Here is a 19199-nt window from a genome sequence, read left to right on the forward strand (position 1 = left end):
TCGGCTTGTCAGGGAGCAAATGCTCTCCCGTGCTGTGCTTGCCCGCACGCGTCGCTGTACCCGATTGCTGGGGATGTGAAATTTGCCGTTGCCGCACGCGGCGCCAAAAGCCAGTTTGTCAGGCAGCACATGCTCGCTCATTATGCGCCTGCCTGCACGCGCCGCCGAGAGCCGATTTGTCAACTAATAAATACTCTCCCGCGTTGTGCTCTGCCCACCGCACGTGCTTTCCCTCCGCACTATCCCATTCTATTATCCCAGTGAGGGGGTATGGGGGCTTGCCCCCATGTTAGCCCAAGGCCCTTGACCTTTTTCTTCACGGCAAAGAGAGCTCCTGCCCCCATGATTGCCCACCGCCCTTGCCCTTTTCCCCAAGTCCAAAGAAAGGAGAGAAGCCATGAAAACCCGAACGATAGCGGCCAAAGCCGCGCAAATGCTGCTGCTGTTTTTCCTGCTGGTCGCGGCGGTGTTTTTCCTCTCCCGGCTGGCCCCGGGCGACCCGCTCCGCGCCTACTACGGCCAGAGCGTGGAGCGCATGAGCCCGTCGGCCCGGGCGGCGGCCGAGCATAAGCTGGGGCTGGACCAGCCCCTGGCGGCGCAGTTTGTCATCTGGGTGAAAAACGCGCTTTCGGGGGATTTCGGCATCTCCTTCCAGTATAAGCAGGATGTGCTGGTCGTGGTGGGCGGGCGCTGGCAGAATACGCTGGTGCTGGGCGGCGCGTCCTTTTTGCTGACTTTCGCGCTGGCCGTCCCGCTGGGCATCTACTGCGCCTCTCATGCTGGCAGCTTTGCAGACCGCCTGCTCTGCCGCCTGGGTGCGGCGCTCTCCTGCATCCCGGTGTTCTTCCTGGCGCTGCTGCTCATCGCGGTGTTCAGCGTGCGCCTGGGCCTGCTGCCCAGCAGCGGGGCCTACCCCATCGGGGCGGCGGGCTCTGCCCTGGGCCGCCTGCGGCATCTGGTTTTGCCCGCGTGCACCATCGCCCTGGGGCACTTTTGGCACTACGCCTATCTCGTGCGCAGCCGCCTGCTGGGCGAGCTGGAGAGCGAATACGTCCTGTTTCTGCGGGCAAAGGGCGTCCCGCGCCGCCGCATTCTATACCGGCACTGCCTTCGGGCCATCCTGCCCTCCCTGCTGGCCATGGCTGCCCTGGCCGTGCCGCATCTGGCAGGCGGGGCGTATGTGGTGGAGAAGGTGTTTTCCTACCCCGGCCTTGGGGCGCTCTGCTTCGAGGCCGCTCAGTATCACGATTATAACCTCCTGCTGGTGCTCTGCGTGCTGACGGGAGCGCTGGTGGTGCTTTGCAGTTTGCTGGCCGAGCTTTTCTCGGCCTGGGCAGACCCGCGCCGGCGAAGAGAGGGGGCGCGGCATGAGTAAGCACCTTTGGCAAGCAGAAAAACAAGGCCGGAACCTGCGTCGGCCGCAACATGGCCTGCGTCTGCGGCTCCTGCCTTCCTCTAAATATCAGCGGCTTAGCCCCAAGCCCGGCGCATCTGCGCGCGAGGAAGAGAGCGGGCGCGGTATAACTGGGTGGCTGCCCCGCCCGGCAGAGCCTTCGCTCCTCGGCCTGATTTGGCGCTTTGGCCGACATGCGCTGCCCCTTTCGGCCTGCCCCCTGCGCGGGGAGAGAAAGCGCGGCGGCTTGGCCGGGCACGCCCTGTGTCTGCGCCCAAGCCTGTGGCGCCCTCTTCCCAGCGGATACCAAAAAAGAGAGGAGGCGCGGCATGATTAGGCAGTTTTGGCATTCTTCTAGGCGCCCGCGCCCCGGCGCGTCCCACAGGCCGCCCTGGCCTGCCCTGGTTTTTCTGGGGCTTCTGGCCCTGCTCTGCCTGCTGGCAGATGTGCTGGCCCCAGGCGATGCGGGGCATATGGATTATGCCGCGGCGGCCCAGCCCCCGGGCCCGGCGCACCTGCTGGGGACGGATGCCCTGGGCCGGGATGTGCTGGCCATGCTCCTGCACGGCGGCCGCGCTTCCCTGCTCATCGGCCTGGGTGCGGCGGCGCTCTCCGCGGCCATCGGCAGCGCGTATGGCTGCCTGGCGGCCCTCTGCCCGGCCTGGCTGGAGCAGCTGCTCCTGCGGGGCGCTGAGCTGCTGCTCAGCCTGCCCGGCATTCTGCTGGCCATCCTCCTGCAAGCCGCCCTGGGCCCGGCGAATATCTGGACGCTCTGCCTGGTCATCGGCGGGACGAGCTGGATGGAAATCGCCAAAATTGTGCGCACCGAGGTGCGCGGCCTGCGGGAGCGGGAGTATATCCTGGCCGCCCGGAGCATGGGCGGCGGGTTTTTCTACCTGCTTTTCCGGCACTTCGCCCCGGCCTTTTTCTCCTCCATCGCGTTCCAGGCGGTGAGCGGCATCGGCGGGGCCATCGGCCTGGAGGCCACCTTGAGCTTTCTTGGCATCGGCCTGCCGGTGGAGGCCGTCTCCTGGGGCAGCCTGCTTCAGGCCTCCGAGCGCGCCCTGCTCACAGAGCAGTGGTGGATGATTTTCATTCCCGGGGCATTGCTGGTGCTCTGCCTGCTCAGCTTCCTGCGGCTTGCAGACGCCCTGCGCCGCCCCTCTCAATAGAAAGGAAACGTTATATGAAGAAATTTTTAGCACTTTTTCTGGCCGCATTGCTGGCGGTGAGCCTGGCGGCCTGCGGGCAGGCCCCTGCGCAGGATTCCCCCAAAACCCTGGTCTACGGCAGCGGCGATTACACAGCCATCAACCCGGCGCTGTATGAGCACGGCGAAATCAACCTTCTGCTGTTTGCCGGGCTGACGGCGCACGGCGAGGATAACCGGGTGATTCCGGATGTGGCCGAGCGGTGGGAGTTCGACGAGGCGACCAACACCTACACCTTCCACCTGCGCCGCGATGTGTATTTTCACGACGGCGTCCAGCTGACGGCGGCGGACGCCAAGTTCACGCTGGAGGCCATTATGGACCCAGCCAACGCCTCGGAAAACGCCTCCAACTACGAGGATATCACCGCCATCCGCGTGCCGGACGACTTCACTTTGGAGATTGAGCTTTCCGCGCCCAACGTCGCCATGCTGGATTACCTGACCATGGGCATTCTGCCTGCGCACCTGCTGGAGGGCAAGGATTTGGCCACAGACGGCTTCAATCAGCATCCCGTGGGCGCCGGGCCCTACCGGCTGGAAAGCTGGGATGCGGGGCAGAGCATCACGCTGGTGCGCAGCGAGAAGTATCACCGGGGCGCGCCCAAAATCGAGAGGATTATTTTCAAGATTGTGGAGGATTCCCGGGCCCGGGCCTTGCAGTTGCAAAGCGGCGAGCTGACTTTGGCGCAGGTTACTCCCGAGGATGCCGAGCTGTTCCGGGGCAGCGGCGACTATGCCCTCTATCAGATGCAGACCGCAGACTACCGCGGCATTCTATACAACTTTAACAGCGCCTTTTTCGCAAGCCACCCAGAGCTTCCGGCGATTTTAAGCTGCGCAGTAGACCGCCAGGCCATCGTGGATACGGTTCTGCGGGGCAGCGGCGAGGCTGCCTATTCTCCCCTGCAAAAGGGGCCGTATCATAACCCGGATGTGGAAAAATATGAGTACGACCCGCAGAAGGCCATGCAGCTTTTGGAGCAGGCCGGCTGGAGCCGGGGCGAGGATGGCTTCTATCAGAAGGACGGCGAGCGGCTGGCGTTCGTCATCCACAACGGCCAGGGCGACCAGGTGCGCATCGATATGAGCAATCTCTGCGCCCAGCAGCTGCGGGAGATTGGCGCGGATGTGCGCGTGCAGGTGGATGCCCAGGTGGACTGGGCAGGGCAGGAAGCCTATCTCATCGGCTGGGGCAGCCCCTTCGACCCGGACGACCACACCTATAAAGTCTTTGGCACGGGCAAAGGCGCCAACTACAGCGGCTATTCGGATGCGAAGGTGGATGAGCTGCTCCGCCAGGCCCGGGAGACGGGCGACGGGCAGGAACGCCTGCGGCTTTACGCGGAGTTTCAGGAAGCGCTGGCGGCCAACCCGCCCTATACGTTTCTGGCATATGTAGACGCGGTCTACGTCGCTGTGCCCGGCCTGAAGGGCATCTGCGAGGATACTGTTCTGGGGCACCACGGCGTGGGCATTTTCTGGAACGTCGCCGAGTGGGAGCTGGATTAGGGGGCAAAAGGGCGAGGACTTAGGGGCTTTTTGGAAAAAGTCCCTAACACCCCAAAAATTTTTAAACATTAATAATTACTTTATTTTTCCGCGCTTCTTAGATAAAATATAGTCATCATATTTAGAACTATAGCGGATTTCTAGTTGCGCAATATTATCCGTAGCAATAAAATTAATGTATTTTACCCATTCATGCAAAGGAACTCGATATAGAAATTTGTTTTTGTCATAGTCTGATGAAACGAAAAAACTTTCAACAACATTGTTTTCATTTAGCGTAATAAAGAACAAGAAAGAATGCATTAATGAATTACAAAGCTTTTTTCCTGAAACCGAGAGCTTTTTTTCATTATGCCAATCATGGCTATCGTCTTCTGGCCAACGATGTAAGCGATCAATGCGCTTAAGTGGCCTAATGGAAAAAACATCAAGAGAGTATTTGTCTGCTTCGTTACTTAACTTGCCGCCACAATCAATAAGCTTTCGGATAATAAATGCAGAATAAAAAATAGCCTTTTCAATAATGACATAGGTGTGATCGTAGTTTTTGTGAAAATATTCGGATGTATTATGTTTCAAAATTAAATTCTTTCGACGGATCAGATCTTGTTTCCATGGGTGGCTCTCGTAAATCATTATGTTTTCTCTCTATGTATTAAGTAAGATACTACTAGTTTAGCATATATAATTGGATTTTGCGCCAAAATGTGGGAGAAAAGATAAGCGCAGCCGAAAGGCCTATGCACGGGTGGACATTTCCGAAATGCCCGTAGCCTTTTGTGCGGAAGCGGTGGAGCGGCAAAACCTGCCAGTTCCACGTTTTTCTACTATATAGATATATATCCATGGGTCCCATGTCATCTCCAGCCCTTTTGCAAGCACAGCATGGGAGAGCATTTGCTCTCTGGCAAACCAGTTTCCGGCATCGCGTGCGGGACTGACAGGTTTTGCCGTCCTGTCATTCGGGTGTAGAAAGGAGAACTATGGCACTGCTGGAAGTGGAAAATCTCAAAGTCAGCTTTGAAACCCCGTCCGGGCCCTTCGCGGCGGTAGACGGGGTCTCGCTTTGCGTGCAGCCGGGAGAGACGCTGGCCATTGTCGGGCAGTCGGGCTGCGGCAAAACCGTGCTCTGCCGCAATCTCATGCGCCTGTGCACGGGCAGCTCCCGGGCGCAGGGCAGCATCCGGCTGGAAGGGCGGGAACTGCTGGGCCTTTCGGAAAAAGCCATGCGCCAAATCCGGGGAAAACAGATGGCCTATCTCTTCCAGGAGCCGCACCTGGCGCTGAGCCCCTCCTTTTCCATCGGCGCGCAGATTGCCGAAGCCATCCTGGTGCACGAAAAGGCGGGCAAAAAGGGGGCGAAGGAGCGGGCGATGCGCCTAATCGAGCTGGTCCGGCTGGAACGAACCTGCTATTTCGCCTATCCGCACCAGCTCTCGGGTGGTATGCTCCAGCGCGCCGCGCTGGCCGTGGCACTGGCCTGCCAGCCAAAACTGCTCATCGCCGATGAGCCCACCACCGCCCTGGACGCGACGGTGCAGGCCGAGATTTTGCAGCTGCTGGCGCGGCTCAAGCGGGAGCTTGGCATGGCCATGCTGCTGATTACGCACGATTTTGGCGTGGCCGCCCAGCTGGCAGATGCCATCGCCGTCATGCGCGCAGGCAGATTCGTGGAGCAGGGCCGGGCGGAGGAGGTGCTCTATGCGCCCGCTCACCCCTATACCTGGAGCCTGCTGGCCGCCCTGCCTGGAGCAGAGCAGATGCCGTGGGAAGCGGGTGCAGGGCTCCTTTGGCAAATCCCGTCCCTGCCGGCCGGCGCCGAATCCCAGCGCTTTTTGGCCGATTGCTCCGCACCTCCGGCGGGCACGGCCTCGCCTGAGCAGGTGCCTGCCCAAAACGCCCCCGCCAGCACTCTGCCCGGGGCAGAGCCTGTTCTCGGTGCCGCAAAAAAGCGGGAATGTGCGTCCAAGCCTGCCGCCCGGCTTGCCCAAACTGTGCCGGAGACGCAGGAAAGCCCCGCTCCGGTCAGCGCCGCCTGTTCGGCCGGTTTTGCCGGACATGTGTTGCAAGCGGGAGGCGCTGCCCATGCCCCGCTAGACTGCGCGCCGTCCGTCCAGCCAGAGCAATTTTTTGCGGAACAAGCGCCGAAAGAGCCGCCCGGCGCCGCTCTGCCCCAGAATAGCCGTATAGACCAGCCGGAGCAGGCGGACCCCCAGGCCAATGCCGAGGCCCCGTCCGAGCCCCGGTTCTATCTGAGCCAGACACACTGGGCGGCCATCCGCCGTCCCCAGCCCCCGCCCGTCCGGGTGCGGCAGGGCAAAGTCGTGATAGAGGAGGGATATCTTGCAGAACCAGACCCCCATATTTGAACTGCGCGGCCTTTCGCATTCCTTTTCCCGCCGGGGCAGGCAGGTGTGCGCGCTTCTCGGCGTGAGCCTGCGGCTGTATGCCGGGGAGATTTTTGCGCTGGTGGGCGAATCCGGCTCGGGCAAATCCACGCTGGGCCGCCTGCTGGCAGGGCTGTATCAGCCCGCCTCCGGCCAGCTCTTCTACCAGGGCGCAGACGTCCGCCTCCTTTCGGCAAAACAGCGGAAAGCCCGCCAAAAACAGGTGCAGATGCTCTTTCAGAGCGCCTCTGCCAGCCTCAGCCCGCGCATGCAGGTCTGGCAGATTCTCTGCGAGCCCTTTGCCATCGCGCATACGCTTGGGTCAAAAGGCCGGGCAAAAGAGCGCGCGGCAGAGCTTCTGGGTGCGGTCGGCCTGCCGGAGGAGTTGCTTGCCCGCTATCCGTCCGAGCTTTCCGGCGGCCAGCGTCAGCGCGTCGCCATCGCCCGGGCTCTGGCCATGCGGCCCAGCTACCTGGTGGCGGATGAGCCGCTCTCGGCGCTGGATGCCCCGGCGCAGGCGCAGCTGGCCGCGCTGTTTGCAAAGCTTTCGGCGGCAGGGCAGGGCTGCCTGCTCATTGCGCACGACCTGGGCCTGGTGCGCAAAATCTGCCGGCGGGTGGGCGTGCTGTGGCAGGGCAGGCTGGTGGAGCTGGGCAGTGCGCAGCAGGTTTTTTCCTGCCCCCTGCATCCGTATACGCGCCGCCTGCTGGCCTGCCAGCCCGCGCCGGATCCCGCCGTTCCCATCCCGCCCCTTCTGCCGCTGCCCTCCGCTCCCGCCGGCCGCTGGCAGGAGCACTCCCCCGGGCATTTCTGGCTGGCCCCGGAAGCGTAAAAGTGCCAGCTAAAGCGATTTTTGCTAATCTTAAAAAAATATTCCGCAAAAATACTGTTGCGCTCTGGCGGCAGGATGCTATAATGTTCACACCCGGCGGGTGTGAGTGCGCGCCCAAGGTCAAGGTCAATGGGTCATCATGGGGGCACGGCGCACCCGATTGCCAGGAATGGGAAAAATGCCATTCCCGCACGCGGCGCTGAAAGCCGGTTTGTCAGAGAGCAAATGCTCTCCCATTCTCTGCCCCCGCCCGCGCTTTCTTTCCGCACAATCCCATTATGATAATAGTAAGGGGGTATGGGGGCTTGCCCCCATGGCTAAAAGCAGCCCTTGACCTTGAACTTCCGCTTTTGCCCCATCTCTAACCTGGGCGGGAGAAACCGCTGGAGCCGTTGCAAAATGCGGCGCATAAGCCTCCCTTTGTACGCTCCTACTCTATTATAGTGTAATGGGGTATGGGGGCTTGCCCCCATGGCTAGAAGCGGCCCTTGACCTTCCGCTTTTGCCCCATCTCTAACCCGGGCGAGAGAAACCGCTGGAGCCGTTGCAAGATGCGCCGCATAAGCCTCCCTTTGTACGCTCCTACTCTATATAGTGTAAAGGGGTATGAGGGCTTGCCCCCATGGCTAAGAAAAGCCTTTGACCTTTGCCCCCATGATTACCCCTGCCTTTCCCCTTTTTTCCGATGTTTGCCAAAGGCTTGCCGGGGCGAAAAACTTGTGATATGATAATGCCACGGCCGCAAATGGCCGAACGCTGTGCACTGGAGGAAGAATTGAAGCTGGAACTTTCTATTTTGGATTATATCCATAAGCACCTGCGCTGTGTGCTGGGCGATTTTCTCATGCCGCTCATTTCGGCGCTGGGCAACGGCGGGTTCATCTGGCTTTGCGCCATCGGCGTTTTCCTGTGCACGGCCCGCTACCGCATGGCCGGCCTTTCTATGGCGCTGGCGCTCTCCATGGGGCTTGTGGTGGGCAACCTCATCTTAAAACCGGTGTTCCGCCGGGCGCGGCCCTTTGCCAAGCGGCCGGAATTGGAGCTCATCATCCGGGCGCCCAGGGATGCTTCGTTTCCCTCTGGGCATACGCTGACTTCCTTCGCCGCGGCCACGGCGCTGTTTCTGGCCGAGCGGCATCTGGGGAGCATCGCGCTGGTTTTGGCGGCGCTCATCGCCTTTTCCAGGATGTATCTGTATGTGCACTACCCGTCGGATGTCCTGGCTGGGGTTCTGCTGGGGTCCGGCTTTGGCTATATGGGCTTTAAAATGCTGGATATGTGGAAATTTTTGTTTTAAACTGAAAATAAAGTTTCGGTTGGGAAGGGAAGGCCGCAGAGGAACGCCGCGCTGCGGCCTTAGTTTGCCTTTTTTTGCGAATTTGAGCATATGTTACAAACTTGAAACCTCCCGGAGGCCCCAGAGCCGCCGGGAGCTCTTGTTTTTTGCGGCCCGGGCGGCTAAAATAAAAGCACAAATAACGGTGAGGAGCAATCTGCCTTGAAAAAACGCGGCTGGAAAAACAGAGCACTTGCCTGGGCGCTTTGCGCCCTGCTTTGCGCTGCGCTTTTTCCCGCCCAGGCCCTTGCCGGGGGCGAGCCGCTCTGGCAGCCTGCCTTTGCCAGCCACTATGGCCGAAGCGATATCCGGGCCTATCTGAACGGCGGCCTGCGCTCCGGCGGGAGCAAGAACTTCGCCGCCCAGTCCGCCCCCGGCCAGAGCGCCGCTCCCTTTGAGGCGCATTTCACCTCCGGAGAGCTCTCTGCCCTGCTGAGCACCAGCGTCGCGGTGCAAAACGAAAAAACCGGCCAGACCGAGCAGGTAGAGGACGTGTTCTATCTCCCGGCGGCGGATGCGGCCGCAGGGCAAATCTCCTGGGCGCCGGATGCCTTTTTGGGCGGCGGGGAGGAAGATGCCGCCCTGCTCATCCCCCGGGATTATTGGGCCGCCGGGGAAAACGGGGCCTGGCTGCGCGCGTCTGCCGGCCGGGAGCAGGCGCTGTTTGCCAGCGCAGACGGCCAGGTGCTGGCCGGGCAGCTGCGGGAAGAGCGGGGCGTCGCGGCGGTCTGCCGGGTGAACCTGGAAGGCGTATCCTTTGGGGCCATGGCCGATGCCGCCGGCATCGCGGCAAACGGCGGCGCGCTGTGTGCGGAGGATGCGGGCCAAAGCGGGCTGTATCTCAAAACGCTGGACGAGACCGCCTTCTCCCTCTCCTCCTGCCGCGTTCAGGATGGGGTTATCCTGATAAGCGGTATGCAAAACGCCAAAAAAGACGCATACGTCGTGTTCTGCGCCTATGCCGGCCAATCAAAGAGCGATGCCCCCGTGCTCATGGCCGCCCAGCGTATCTGCTCGGACGGCCAGCAGGAAATCGCCCTGCCCATCGGCGCGCTGGGCCAGCAGGCCGAGCGCCTTTCGGGCTATCGCTGGAGCATCTGGATGGAGACGCCCGCCTCCCAGGGCGAGGCTTTTGCCCGGGCGACGGAGCCCTTGCACCGCAACAAGAAACTGCAAAACCCGCTGGTCTTTGCGCAGGCCGAGGCACTGGCCGCCTCCTGGTGTGAACATTCGGTTTTGAGCACCGGGGGGGGGTGTGGGTGTCTGAAGAATCAGGCCGTCTGCCTGGGCCGGGATGCCCAGGGCCAGCCGCTCTGCTGGTGGATTTGCGATGCCCAGGAGCAGACGCTCACGCTCTATCAGCGCCAATGCGCCGAAAGGAGCGTCTTTGACGCTGCCGCTTCGGATTACCCCGGAACCGGGGTGCAGTTCCCGGAGGAGGCCGTGGTCGTCTATGGCCAAAAGCTGGGGCAGGCCGAGCTGGCCGGCGGCAACGGCCTGGGGCGCTTTGTGGTCAGCAGCCGGGAGAGCCTGGATTCCCGCCCGGATGCCCTGGATAACGGCGCGCTCATCTCGGTGGATTTTTTGCCGGATCACCCGGAGGATTACGCCTGGAACGGCTCTGACCAGCAGATTTTGACGCGCAAAGTGCCGCTGAGGGTGCTGCCTGCGCTGGTCTGGGAGGTGCAGTTCCCGGAGACTGCCCAGGTGCGCTATGGCGAGCCGCTCGGCTCTGCGGTGTTTGAGCAGACGGGCGAGCCGGGCAGTTTTGCCTTTGTAAACGGCAGTCTCATGCTGGATTGGGAGGAAGACGGCCAGAGCTTCGATATGCTCTATACCCCTGCCGATACGGAAAATTACGACTACTCCGGCGTTTCGGGCTGGGATGCCGCCCGGGGCGCGGTGGTGCGCCGGGTGCGCGTGCAGCTGCAAAAGGGCGTGGGCAAGGTGGAGACGCCCCTGCCCGAGCCCGTGGAATACAGCGCCGCGCAAGCGCTCTCGGATATCCCGCTGCCCGAAGGCTGGGCGTGGGAGCAGCCGGATGCCGTGCCCGTGCCTTCCGGCCAGAGCTACGCCGCCGTGTATACGCCCAGGGATACGGATAATTACGACTACTCCGCCCAGGATGGCTGGGATGCCGGGGCCGGCGTGGTGCGCCGGGAAGTGCCGCTGGTGGTGGCTAAGGCTTCGCCTGTGGTCTCCACGCCCAAGCTGGAATCCCGGGAATACAAGGCCGGCGAAAGGCTGGCAGATATCCCGCTGCCCGAGGGCTGGGCGTGGGCCGAGCCGGATGCCGCGCTGCGCCTGGGCGCGCAGGGCTACACCGCGGTCTACACCCCTGCCGACACGGGCAATTACAGCCGGGTAACCCGGGCGGTGCAGGTAGAGGTGCGGCCCAGCGGGCTTTGGCTGGAGCTGCTGCACAGCCTGCTCTGGGTGGGCGTCGGATTGCTGTGCGCGCTCACGCTGAGCGCTTTGGTGCTGGCCCGCGCCGGGGCGCGGAGGAGGAAGCGAGGGTAAGGGAAAGGGCTTTTCGTTAACATGGGGCTGCGCCCCATACCCCCTTACGATAAAAAACAGTGCGGAAGAGAAATTCGAGACGCGCTTTCAAAACTTCTCATAAATAAAAAACCAGCGGAGGCACCGCTGGTTTTTTATACCCGAATGATGGGATGCAGCAATCTGTCATCTCTGCACGCGGTGCTGAGAGTCAGCTTGCCAGAGAGCAAATGCTCTCTCATCATGTGCTTGCCCGCGCTTCTGCATCCGAATAATAGAACCGCAAAATTTTTCATCTCTGCACGCGCCGCTGAAAGTCAGCTTGTCAGAAAGCGCATGTTCTCCCATGATGTGCCCACCGCACGCGCCTTCTTTCCGCACTATCCCATTTTCATACCCCGGTGAGGGGGTATGGGGGCTTGCCCCCATGATTACGAATCGTCCTTGGTCCTTCTACCCATTGTCCTTGCCCTTTTTCCTGGAGAGAAAGAACACGCAAAGGCCGCTGAGCAGAAACGCGCAGAAAGCCAAAAAGCTCTGCAAAAGGTAGGTCAGCTCGGAGAAAACAGCGTCCCGGGCCAGGTAGAGCGCGATGCCGCTCATAAAAAGCATGAGGGCGCAAATCGTGCTGTAAGCCAGGCCGAGATACCCGGCAAACCGGCCACCCCGCAAAAACGCCAGCGCCCCGCCGGTCAGCGCCATCATCAGGCCGAAAAACGCGGAAAACCAGATAAATTCCGGCTGAATGGAAAAGAGAATCCAAATCACGCCGCCCAGCAGCAGCGCCAGCCCTTGCCAAAGCCGGAAATCCCGCTTCAGATGCCCGCCCAGCACGGCCATCAGGCCAAATGCCCCGGCACAGGCAATGCAGGCAAAAGAATATCGGTTGGCGGAAATGCCCAGCGTGGGCAGGGCGAAGACCAGCGCCGCGGCGGCGCAGAGTATGCAGGCGTATCCGCAAATTAAAATCCTGAGAATGTGTTTTGGCATGGCCGCCTCCGAGCAAATCAAAATAACTGGATAATATTAGTATAAGGCCGGGAGAAAACCGCGTCAAGCGGGTGAGCCGCCGAGCGGGCGCCAATCTCCGCGCCCGGATTCCATCGCCGCGTCAAGACTAAATAGTAACACTTTCCCGCCAGTCAAATGCGCCTTTTTATGGGGCATGAGGCAAAGCCCCATGACTAAATCCCGCCCTTTTTTCCTCCCATCATCGCGTCAAGACCAAATATCAGCATTTTCCCGCCAATCAAATGCGTCATTCCATGGGGTATGGCACCCGATTGCCAGGAATGAGAAACCTGCCATTCCCGCACGCGCTACTAAAAGCCAGCCAGTCAGACAGCAAATGCTTTCTCATGATGTGCCCACCGAACATGCTTTCTTGGCGCACAAACCCCTTATTATAATATAGTGATGGGGTATGGGGGCCGCGCCGCACCCGATTGCCAGGAATGAGAAACCTGCCATTCCTGCACGCGCTACTAAAAACCAGCCAGTCAGAGAGCAAATGCTCTCTCATGATGTGCCCGCCGAACATGCTTTCTTGGCGCGCAAGCCCCTTACTATAATATAGTGATGGGGTATGGGGGCCGCGCCGCACTCGATTGCCAGGAATGAGAAACCTGCCATTCCCGCACGCGGCGCTGGAAGCCAGTTTGCCAGAGAGCAAATGCTCTCTCATGATGTGCCCACCGAACATGCTTTCTTGGCGCACAAGCCCCTTATTATAATATAGTAAGGGGGTATGGGGGCTGTGCCCCCATGATTAAGAGTGGCCCTTGACCTTCTGCCCCATGTTTACCCATGGCCCTTGACCTTTCCCTTAACACCCTTTCCCCTCTCCCGCCCTACCAATCGGCCGCAGAGCGTGCTATAATATGCCTAGCAAAACAGAGGAGCAAAACAATGGCAGAACTAAAAATCGGAACAGAATATACCATCGAAGCGGAAGTTTTGGAATCCATGACAGCCCGGCAAATGGGCAGCGGGCAGGCCGAAGTGCTCGCCACGCCCTCCCTGCTGGCGCTGATGGAGCAGGCCGCCTGGAAGAGCGTCGCCCCCATGCTGGAGGAGGGGCAGTCCACCGTGGGCACCTTCGCCGCCCTCAAGCACCTGGCCGCAACGCCGCTGGGAATGCAGGTGCGCGTGACGGCCAGGCTCACAGCCGTGGATAGAAGAAAACTCAGCTTTTTCATCGAGGCCTTTGATGCGGCGGAAAAGGTCGCCGAAGCCGAGCACGAGCGCTTTGTCATCGACAGCGCCAAATTCATGGCCAAAGCCGAGAGCAAGAAGCAATGCGAGTAGACCTGCATATGCACTCCACCGCCTCTGACGGCACGCAGACCCCGGCGCAGATGGCGCAGGAGTGCCAAAAGGCTGGCCTGACCCACGCCGCCTTGACGGATCACGACTGCATCACAGGCGTGCAGGAGTTTCTGGACGAGGCCGGGAAGCTGGGCGTGCAGGCCGTCCCGGGCGTGGAGTTTTCCGTAAAATACCCGGGGGAACTGCATATCCTGGGCTACGGCGTCAATCTGGAGCACGAGCACTTCGCCAAAACCTGCCGGATGCTGGCCGAGCGCCGGGAGACCCGGGCGCAGGAGATGGCCGAGAAGCTCTGCCGGGCGGGGTACGAGATCAGCCTGGATGCCATCCGTTCCCACGCCGGCGGCAACCTCATCGGCCGGCCGCATATCGCCGCCGAGCTGGTGCAGAAAGGCTATGCCGCGGATATCCCGGATGCCTTCGCGCGGTTTTTAAACCGCGGCGGGGCGGGGTTTGTGGAGCGCTTCCGGCTGGGAGAGGAGGAAGCCATCGCCCTCATCCATGCCGCCGGGGGCAAGGCCGTCTGGGCGCATCCCAAGCTGGCCTATGCCCAGGATTTCCCCGCCATGCTGGATAGGCTGATGGCCGAGGGGTTAGATGGCATCGAGGCCTTCTACCCCCTGCATACGAACGAGGAGTGCGCCTATTTCGCGCAGGAGGCGCAGAAGAGGGGCCTGCTCATAAGCCAGGGCAGCGATGCCCACGGCGCCTTCCGGCCAGGCACGTTTGTGGGCAAAGAGCGCCGGGGCGGCGGCAAGGTGGATTCCTCCGTACAAATTTTGTTTGCAAATGGGCAAAAGCTGTTGAAGAAGTAATGGCGCTGTGGTATACTTAGAAAGTGATAAACCACGAAAATTCAGCGGTTCTTTTGCGAGATTAAGAGGTAGAAAATGCATTTGGAACAAGGAAATATCATCAAGATATTTGCCGGGAGCACGGGCGGCTCCTTTGCCAAAAAGATGTGCAAATATCTGGGGACGGATCTTGGCAAAAGCGAAGTGATTCACTTTTCCGATGGCAATATCTTCGTGCGCATTCAGGAGACGGTGCGGGATCACGATGTGTATCTGATTCAGCCCATCGGGCTGGACCCGAACAACGAGCTCGTGGAAATCCTCTTCTGGATCGATGCGTTCAAGCGCGCCAGCGCCAGCTCGATTACGGTCATCGTCCCGTATTTCGGCTATGCCAAGGGCGATAAGAAGGACGAGCCCAGAGTTTCCATCCGCGCCAGAGTCTGCGCAGACTGCATCGAGACGGCCGGGGCAGACCGCGTCATCACGATGGATCTGCACAGCCCGCAGGTTCAGGGGTTCTTCCGCATTCCCATGGATCACCTCTATTCGCTGCCCATGCTCTGCGAAGTCGTCAAAGGCATGGGGCTTTCGGAAAACCTGGTGGTGGTCTCGCCGGATGCCGGCTTTGCAAAAACCGCCCGCAAATACGCAGACTACCTGGGAACGCCCGTGGCCATCGGGGATAAGACGCGCGTCGCCCACGATGAAAAGGCCGAGATTTTGGAGCTCATCGGCGATGTGGACGGCAAAGACTGCATGATCGTCGACGACTTCACGATTTCCGGCGGCACGCTGGCGGATATCGCAAAGGTGCTCAAAGTCAAGGGCGCTAAGCGCATTCTGGCCTGCCTGGGGCACAACATGCTGCGGGAAAAGGGCGTGAAGCGCATCGAAGAGAGCCCAATCGAGATGCTCATCAGCACGGATACCGTCGAGAACCCGTTCATCACGGCTTCCAAGAAGATGGTAACGGTTTCGGTTGCGCCGCTGTTCGCGGAAGCGGTGCTGCGCATTCACGAGCGCGTTTCGGTTTCCACGCTGTTCGACCAGGTGCCCAGCAGGGTCGTGGAAGAGGCCAAGATTTTAGACGAGAAATAAACCAAAAGCTCCGGGTTGCCGGAGCTTTTTTATACCCGAATGATGGGAATGCGCAATCTGTCCACCCCGCACGCGCCGCTGTTGGTCAGCCTGCCAGGGGGCAAATGCTCTCCCGTTCTCTGCGAACTGCCCGCGCCGCTGTGCCTGAATGACAGGATGGTAGAGGCTGTCGTCTCTGCCCGCACCGTCGGAAGCCGGGCAGAGAACGAATGCTCTTTGCATAGCGTGCCCGCCGTGCAAATGGTTTCCATTTGACCTATTTTCAAAATATGGGGTATGGGGCTGTGCCCCATGTCAGCCATCCGCTCTTGACCTTGCTTTTCAGCACCCGAATGATGGGGCGGTGGAAACTGGCAATCCCGCCCATACCGTCGGAAGCCGGGCAGAGGACGAATGCTCTTTGCATAGCGTGCCCGCCGTGCAAATGGTTTCCCTCTGACCTATTTTCAAAGTATGGGGTATGGGGCTGCGCCCCATGTCAGCCATCCGCCCTTGACCTTGCTTTTCAGCATCCGAATGATGGGGATGCAGAAGCGGCTTATGCCGCCCGCGCTCCTGCGGAGGGCGATACCCGAATGATGGGAATGCGCAATCTGTCCACCCCGCACGCGCCGCTGTTGGTCAGCCTGCCAGGAAGCAAATGCTCTCCCATGCCCTGCCTGCCGCCCCCTGAGCCGGGGCCATAGAAAAAGAGGCCGTTGCGGGTTGCCCGCCGCAACGGCCTCTTTTTCTGCGCTGTTTTTGATGCTACCAGGTTGCGTTCCAGGAATATTCCTGGCGCTTCTCCTCTACCAGCGGCGCCAGCTGCTTGAGCTCATCGAGCAGCTGGCTGTGGCTCCCGTCCGCATTGTCGTAAGTAAGCACTTTTATATTTCGGTTGGTCAGCAGGCTTTTTTCTACTCCAGAGGGAATCATCTCTTTTGCAGTAATGAAATAATGCGGCTTGCAGTTTGGGAATGAGAAATTGCTGTTTTCCAGCGTCAGCTGTATATCCGGATCAGAGAAGCCGCAGCCGACGAAAATAAACGTGTTTGTCAGCAAAAGTGCGTCCAGCACTCTATAAAACGAGGCGTATTGGTATCTGGCGATATTGTACTGCTTGTGCGTAAAAACAATATGCGGCGGATCGTCCACGCATCCATGCGCCTTGATCACCAAATAGTCGGACTGCCTGAGAAACGGCGCAATCTCTTCGTAGTATTTTTTGATAACCACCGTGCCAAAAGAGTTGGTCTGGGCGCACTGCTCGTATATCTTATCGATATTGGGCGTGATGACGATGCGGGAATCCAGGCTATATATCAAGTTGTGGATTTCGCTTGGCTGGAAGCCGGGCCGCCGGAACTCATCGGCAGCCAGTTCCCCAAAAACCTGATCGCTTAAAATGTCTACAATAATTTCGCAGGCAGTCAGATAGTCGTGATGATCCAGCAGCTGCGCGATGCTGTCCGTTTGCCCCGCCAAATCGGCATTCTTCTTGACCAGCACATTGCGCAGAAACGCTTCCCAGGTTGCGGGGCGCCGGGCAGGGTCGTCTTTGCTCACAGAATTAGCCGAAACTCCGGAGCCCAGGTATAGTACACATTTGCGGCGAGCAACATCAGCAATCAATTCTTCCGGCCAAGCTATCATCCCAGAGCCTCCATATTCGCGCACATATTTTTTGCAATCTCTTGAATGACACGCTCGTATTCTCTCACCTTCTGATAGTGCGCGCCGACAATGCCGTCTGCGCTTGTCAGGGTGAAAATTGACTTATGGGAGCTCTGCGACATGGGAATCAGGCTGTAGAAATTGCGGACGGACCCAATTTCATAGGGAATTTCGGAATCGTAGTCCCTGTTTATTTCCTCGACCAAGAATTGGGTTATCTTCCCCGGCAGCTTTTTGAGAATCTCCTCATATGCGCGCACGATCCGCCTGTTTCCCTTGGAAGTCCGCGTGATATACTGCTGGTAGATATAGCCCAAAAACTTGATTTTGCAGGCAACCTGCATCCCCTCGAGCCCCTCCCGATCTTCGGGGGATAGCCCGCGGACGGTATCGTTAAATCTTTTCATCCAGTCCGAGATAGACAAGCTGATGTTTTCCAGCGCCAGAATGCTGAATAAATCGGAAGACATGGGCGTAATAAAAAACTCGCAGGCCAAAAGGATGGCTCTGTTGATTGCGCCTAAAGAGGGCCCCATATCGAAAAAAACATAGTCGTATGTATCGCATTTTCTCAGCAGGTCGAAAAATATCATGTTCGAGCGGATGCCGCGAATCTCGCCTGCCTTGATATCCTTCCAGTCGCCGGATAGAAAATCTTCGCTGGTGGCAAGCTTTGGGCTGCCGGCGATCACGTCAAACCCGAAGCCATCCGAATGCAAAAACTTGATTTTTTCTTTCTCGATATAGGCGCCGCGCGTCTTTAAAGGAAGGACAATGTCGTTCAGCGTAAATTGCCGGGGCTCATAGTAAACCTGGAAAAAGGAATCCTCATCCAAAACGTAGGTGGTGGTGTTGCACTGCGGATCCGCGTCGATAACCAGAACCTTCTTTTTCATTTTTTGGCATAAATAGCCCGCAAGGTTGCATAGTACGGTAGTTTTGCCAACGCCTCCCTTATTATTGAATATCGCAACAGATTTCATAGCTTCCCCTCCCACAACAACAAGACAACGCTTGTCCAGCTTCTCCGTTATATGCTGGCTGTTGTGTCAATTTAATGGATATATGGCAAAATGTGGTATGAATTCGATCGCATTATACCGTACATTTCAGCTCAATTCAACAAAAAGTTCCCAAACAATTTCTGCTATAACCTATTTTTGCATCCATTAAAAACGCGCAAGAGGTTTGGCGCTGCCATTCCCCCTGCGCGCGGTTCTCTGGCGATAAATAAATACGGGGATACGGAGGGCAATCCCCGTATCCCCAAAACAAGACCAGCTCCCTGCGCCGCTCGTTTCCCCAATTCCGGCATTCGCGCAATCTCAGCGCCCTTTTCAAATGAAGGTTTGCCGGGCTTTTATGGATTGAGCTTTTTATGGTATACGATTTGCCGCTCTCCAAACCGCACCAGCTCTTGGCTTTGCGCAAAGCCGAGTTTTTCCAGCAAACGCCGGGAAGCCGCATTCTTTTGCTGCGTTTCCGCGACTACCTGCGTTTCGCGGCGCTCTTCCTGGCAATAGCGCAGGCATTCGTCCAAAGCTTCGCAGGCGTAGCCCTGCCCCCAAAACTCCGGCAGGAATTCATAGGAAATCTCGCAGAAGGGCGTGCCGCAGTAGGGGTTCAGATAGACCAGCCCCAGAAATGCGCCGTTCTGTTTCAGGCGCACGGCGAACACCTCATCTTGGCCCGAAAGAACCTGGGCAATTTTCTCCCGGGCTCTTGGGGCGCTCAGCGCGCCGCCTAAAAACTCCCTGGCCTGAGCGCTGGTATAAAGGCTCAGCAGAGCCTCCTCATCGCCAATAGAAACCGGCAGCAGGAAGCAACGCGGCGTTTGCAGTCGCTTCATAACAACTCCTTTGAAATAGAAACCCGCATGGCGGCGCGCAAAGCCTTGCCAGGCCGCGCTCCTGCGGAGAGCCACGCACGGCCGATTGATAGAGCCTGCCGCCCGCCCAGCAGCCAATGAGTCAGCCAAAGGGCAAATGCCCTGCGGCGGCACCCTCTTCCCGCTTTGCCCTTTTATGATTCCCCGCAAAGGGAGGTGTGGAGGCTGCGCCCCATGCTAACCCAAGGCCCTTGCCCTTGAAACCATAGCTGCGCCCATTCTCTGTCTGCCGCGCAGGCATTCCTTCCCCGTTCTCCCTTTTCCCT

The 19199-nt window shown here is 59.1% G+C and carries 16 protein-coding genes; 10 read left to right on the top strand and 6 right to left on the bottom strand.

The window, feature by feature from the left end:
- Nucleotides 1–397 precede the first annotated feature (397 nt).
- The 3 genes from AALG83_08935 (at nucleotide 398) to AALG83_08945 (ending at nucleotide 4115) form a co-directional block, all read left to right on the top strand.
- Nucleotides 398–1375 carry an ABC transporter permease gene (locus AALG83_08935; GenBank protein MEY8383274.1) on the top strand — a complete coding sequence of 326 codons (978 nt, stop codon included), beginning with the start codon at nucleotides 398–400 and terminating at the stop codon, nucleotides 1373–1375.
- Nucleotides 1376–1722: 347 nt separating this feature from the next.
- Entirely contained in the window at nucleotides 1723–2565 is an 843-nt protein-coding gene (locus AALG83_08940) for an ABC transporter permease (GenBank protein MEY8383275.1), read from the top strand.
- A gap of 14 nt (nucleotides 2566–2579) precedes the next feature.
- A complete protein-coding gene (locus AALG83_08945; GenBank protein ID MEY8383276.1) occupies nucleotides 2580–4115 on the top strand; it encodes an ABC transporter substrate-binding protein in 1536 nt (511 codons plus the stop codon).
- 75 nt (nucleotides 4116–4190) lie between these two features.
- On the opposite strand, the gene AALG83_08950 is transcribed toward AALG83_08945, so the two are convergent.
- Entirely contained in the window at nucleotides 4191–4751 is a 561-nt protein-coding gene (locus AALG83_08950) for a hypothetical protein (protein ID MEY8383277.1), read from the bottom strand.
- Nucleotides 4752–5098: 347 nt separating this feature from the next.
- Here AALG83_08950 and AALG83_08955 point away from each other — a divergent pair, with 347 nt between their 5' ends.
- From AALG83_08955 to AALG83_08970, 4 genes are all read left to right on the top strand, one after another.
- Entirely contained in the window at nucleotides 5099–6484 is a 1386-nt protein-coding gene (locus AALG83_08955) for an ATP-binding cassette domain-containing protein (GenBank protein MEY8383278.1), read from the top strand.
- The gene (locus AALG83_08960; protein MEY8383279.1) at nucleotides 6459–7334 is read left to right on the top strand and encodes an ATP-binding cassette domain-containing protein; all 876 of its coding nucleotides are present in this window, start codon (nucleotides 6459–6461) and stop codon (nucleotides 7332–7334) included. Before AALG83_08955 ends, AALG83_08960 begins: the two co-directional genes overlap by 26 nt.
- Nucleotides 7335–8109: 775 nt before the next feature.
- Complete coding sequence (locus AALG83_08965) at nucleotides 8110–8631, top strand: phosphatase PAP2 family protein (protein MEY8383280.1); 522 nt, start codon at nucleotides 8110–8112, stop codon at nucleotides 8629–8631.
- A gap of 201 nt (nucleotides 8632–8832) precedes the next feature.
- Nucleotides 8833–11190, top strand: coding sequence for a hypothetical protein (locus AALG83_08970; GenBank protein ID MEY8383281.1), 2358 nt, complete (start codon nucleotides 8833–8835; stop codon nucleotides 11188–11190).
- A 432-nt stretch (nucleotides 11191–11622) separates the two neighbouring features.
- Here the strand turns inward: AALG83_08970 and AALG83_08975 are convergent, their stop codons facing one another.
- A complete protein-coding gene (locus tag AALG83_08975) occupies nucleotides 11623–12159 on the bottom strand; it encodes a hypothetical protein (protein ID MEY8383282.1) in 537 nt (178 codons plus the stop codon).
- Between the two features lie 918 nt (nucleotides 12160–13077).
- On the opposite strand from AALG83_08975, the gene AALG83_08980 reads away from it, so the two are divergent.
- The 3 genes from AALG83_08980 to AALG83_08990 all read left to right on the top strand — a co-directional run bounded on the left by AALG83_08980 (nucleotide 13078) and on the right by AALG83_08990 (nucleotide 15392).
- The gene (locus tag AALG83_08980) at nucleotides 13078–13476 is read left to right on the top strand and encodes a thioesterase family protein (GenBank protein ID MEY8383283.1); all 399 of its coding nucleotides are present in this window, start codon (nucleotides 13078–13080) and stop codon (nucleotides 13474–13476) included.
- Complete coding sequence (locus AALG83_08985) at nucleotides 13467–14312, top strand: PHP domain-containing protein (GenBank protein ID MEY8383284.1); 846 nt, start codon at nucleotides 13467–13469, stop codon at nucleotides 14310–14312. The genes AALG83_08980 and AALG83_08985 overlap by 10 nt, the downstream gene beginning before the upstream one ends.
- A 75-nt stretch (nucleotides 14313–14387) precedes the next feature.
- Nucleotides 14388–15392: a ribose-phosphate diphosphokinase gene (locus tag AALG83_08990; GenBank protein ID MEY8383285.1), complete on the top strand. Its 1005-nt coding sequence runs from the start codon at nucleotides 14388–14390 to the stop codon at nucleotides 15390–15392.
- 29 nt (nucleotides 15393–15421) lie between these two features.
- Here the strand turns inward: AALG83_08990 and AALG83_08995 are convergent, their stop codons facing one another.
- From AALG83_08995 to AALG83_09010, 4 genes are all read right to left on the bottom strand, one after another.
- On the bottom strand, nucleotides 15422–15643 hold the full coding sequence (locus tag AALG83_08995) for a hypothetical protein (GenBank protein MEY8383286.1): 222 nt from the start codon (nucleotides 15641–15643) through the stop codon (nucleotides 15422–15424).
- 496 nt (nucleotides 15644–16139) lie between these two features.
- Nucleotides 16140–17024, bottom strand: coding sequence for an SIR2 family protein (locus AALG83_09000; GenBank protein ID MEY8383287.1), 885 nt, complete (start codon nucleotides 17022–17024; stop codon nucleotides 16140–16142).
- On the bottom strand, nucleotides 17021–18028 hold the full coding sequence (locus AALG83_09005) for a ParA family protein (GenBank protein ID MEY8383288.1): 1008 nt from the start codon (nucleotides 18026–18028) through the stop codon (nucleotides 17021–17023). Before AALG83_09005 ends, AALG83_09000 begins: the two co-directional genes overlap by 4 nt.
- A 377-nt stretch (nucleotides 18029–18405) precedes the next feature.
- Complete coding sequence (locus tag AALG83_09010) at nucleotides 18406–18894, bottom strand: GNAT family N-acetyltransferase (protein ID MEY8383289.1); 489 nt, start codon at nucleotides 18892–18894, stop codon at nucleotides 18406–18408.
- Nucleotides 18895–19199 lie beyond the last annotated feature (305 nt).

It is taken from the genome of Christensenellaceae bacterium 44-20 (assembly GCA_041223705.1).
Lineage (GTDB): Bacteria > Bacillota > Clostridia > Christensenellales > Christensenellaceae > QANA01.

Coding starts and splice junctions, on each gene's coding strand:
- AALG83_08935 (MEY8383274.1), top strand. CDS start 398: ATGAAAACCCGAACGATAGCGGCCAAAGCCGCGCAAATGCTGCTGCTG.
- AALG83_08940 (MEY8383275.1), top strand. CDS start 1,723: ATGATTAGGCAGTTTTGGCATTCTTCTAGGCGCCCGCGCCCCGGCGCG.
- AALG83_08945 (MEY8383276.1), top strand. CDS start 2,580: ATGAAGAAATTTTTAGCACTTTTTCTGGCCGCATTGCTGGCGGTGAGC.
- AALG83_08950 (MEY8383277.1), bottom strand. CDS start 4,751: ATGATTTACGAGAGCCACCCATGGAAACAAGATCTGATCCGTCGAAAG.
- AALG83_08955 (MEY8383278.1), top strand. CDS start 5,099: ATGGCACTGCTGGAAGTGGAAAATCTCAAAGTCAGCTTTGAAACCCCG.
- AALG83_08975 (MEY8383282.1), bottom strand. CDS start 12,159: ATGCCAAAACACATTCTCAGGATTTTAATTTGCGGATACGCCTGCATA.
- AALG83_08980 (MEY8383283.1), top strand. CDS start 13,078: ATGGCAGAACTAAAAATCGGAACAGAATATACCATCGAAGCGGAAGTT.
- AALG83_08985 (MEY8383284.1), top strand. CDS start 13,467: ATGCGAGTAGACCTGCATATGCACTCCACCGCCTCTGACGGCACGCAG.
- AALG83_08990 (MEY8383285.1), top strand. CDS start 14,388: ATGCATTTGGAACAAGGAAATATCATCAAGATATTTGCCGGGAGCACG.
- AALG83_08995 (MEY8383286.1), bottom strand. CDS start 15,643: ATGGAAACCATTTGCACGGCGGGCACGCTATGCAAAGAGCATTCGTTC.
- AALG83_09000 (MEY8383287.1), bottom strand. CDS start 17,024: ATGATAGCTTGGCCGGAAGAATTGATTGCTGATGTTGCTCGCCGCAAA.
- AALG83_09005 (MEY8383288.1), bottom strand. CDS start 18,028: ATGAAATCTGTTGCGATATTCAATAATAAGGGAGGCGTTGGCAAAACT.
- AALG83_09010 (MEY8383289.1), bottom strand. CDS start 18,894: ATGAAGCGACTGCAAACGCCGCGTTGCTTCCTGCTGCCGGTTTCTATT.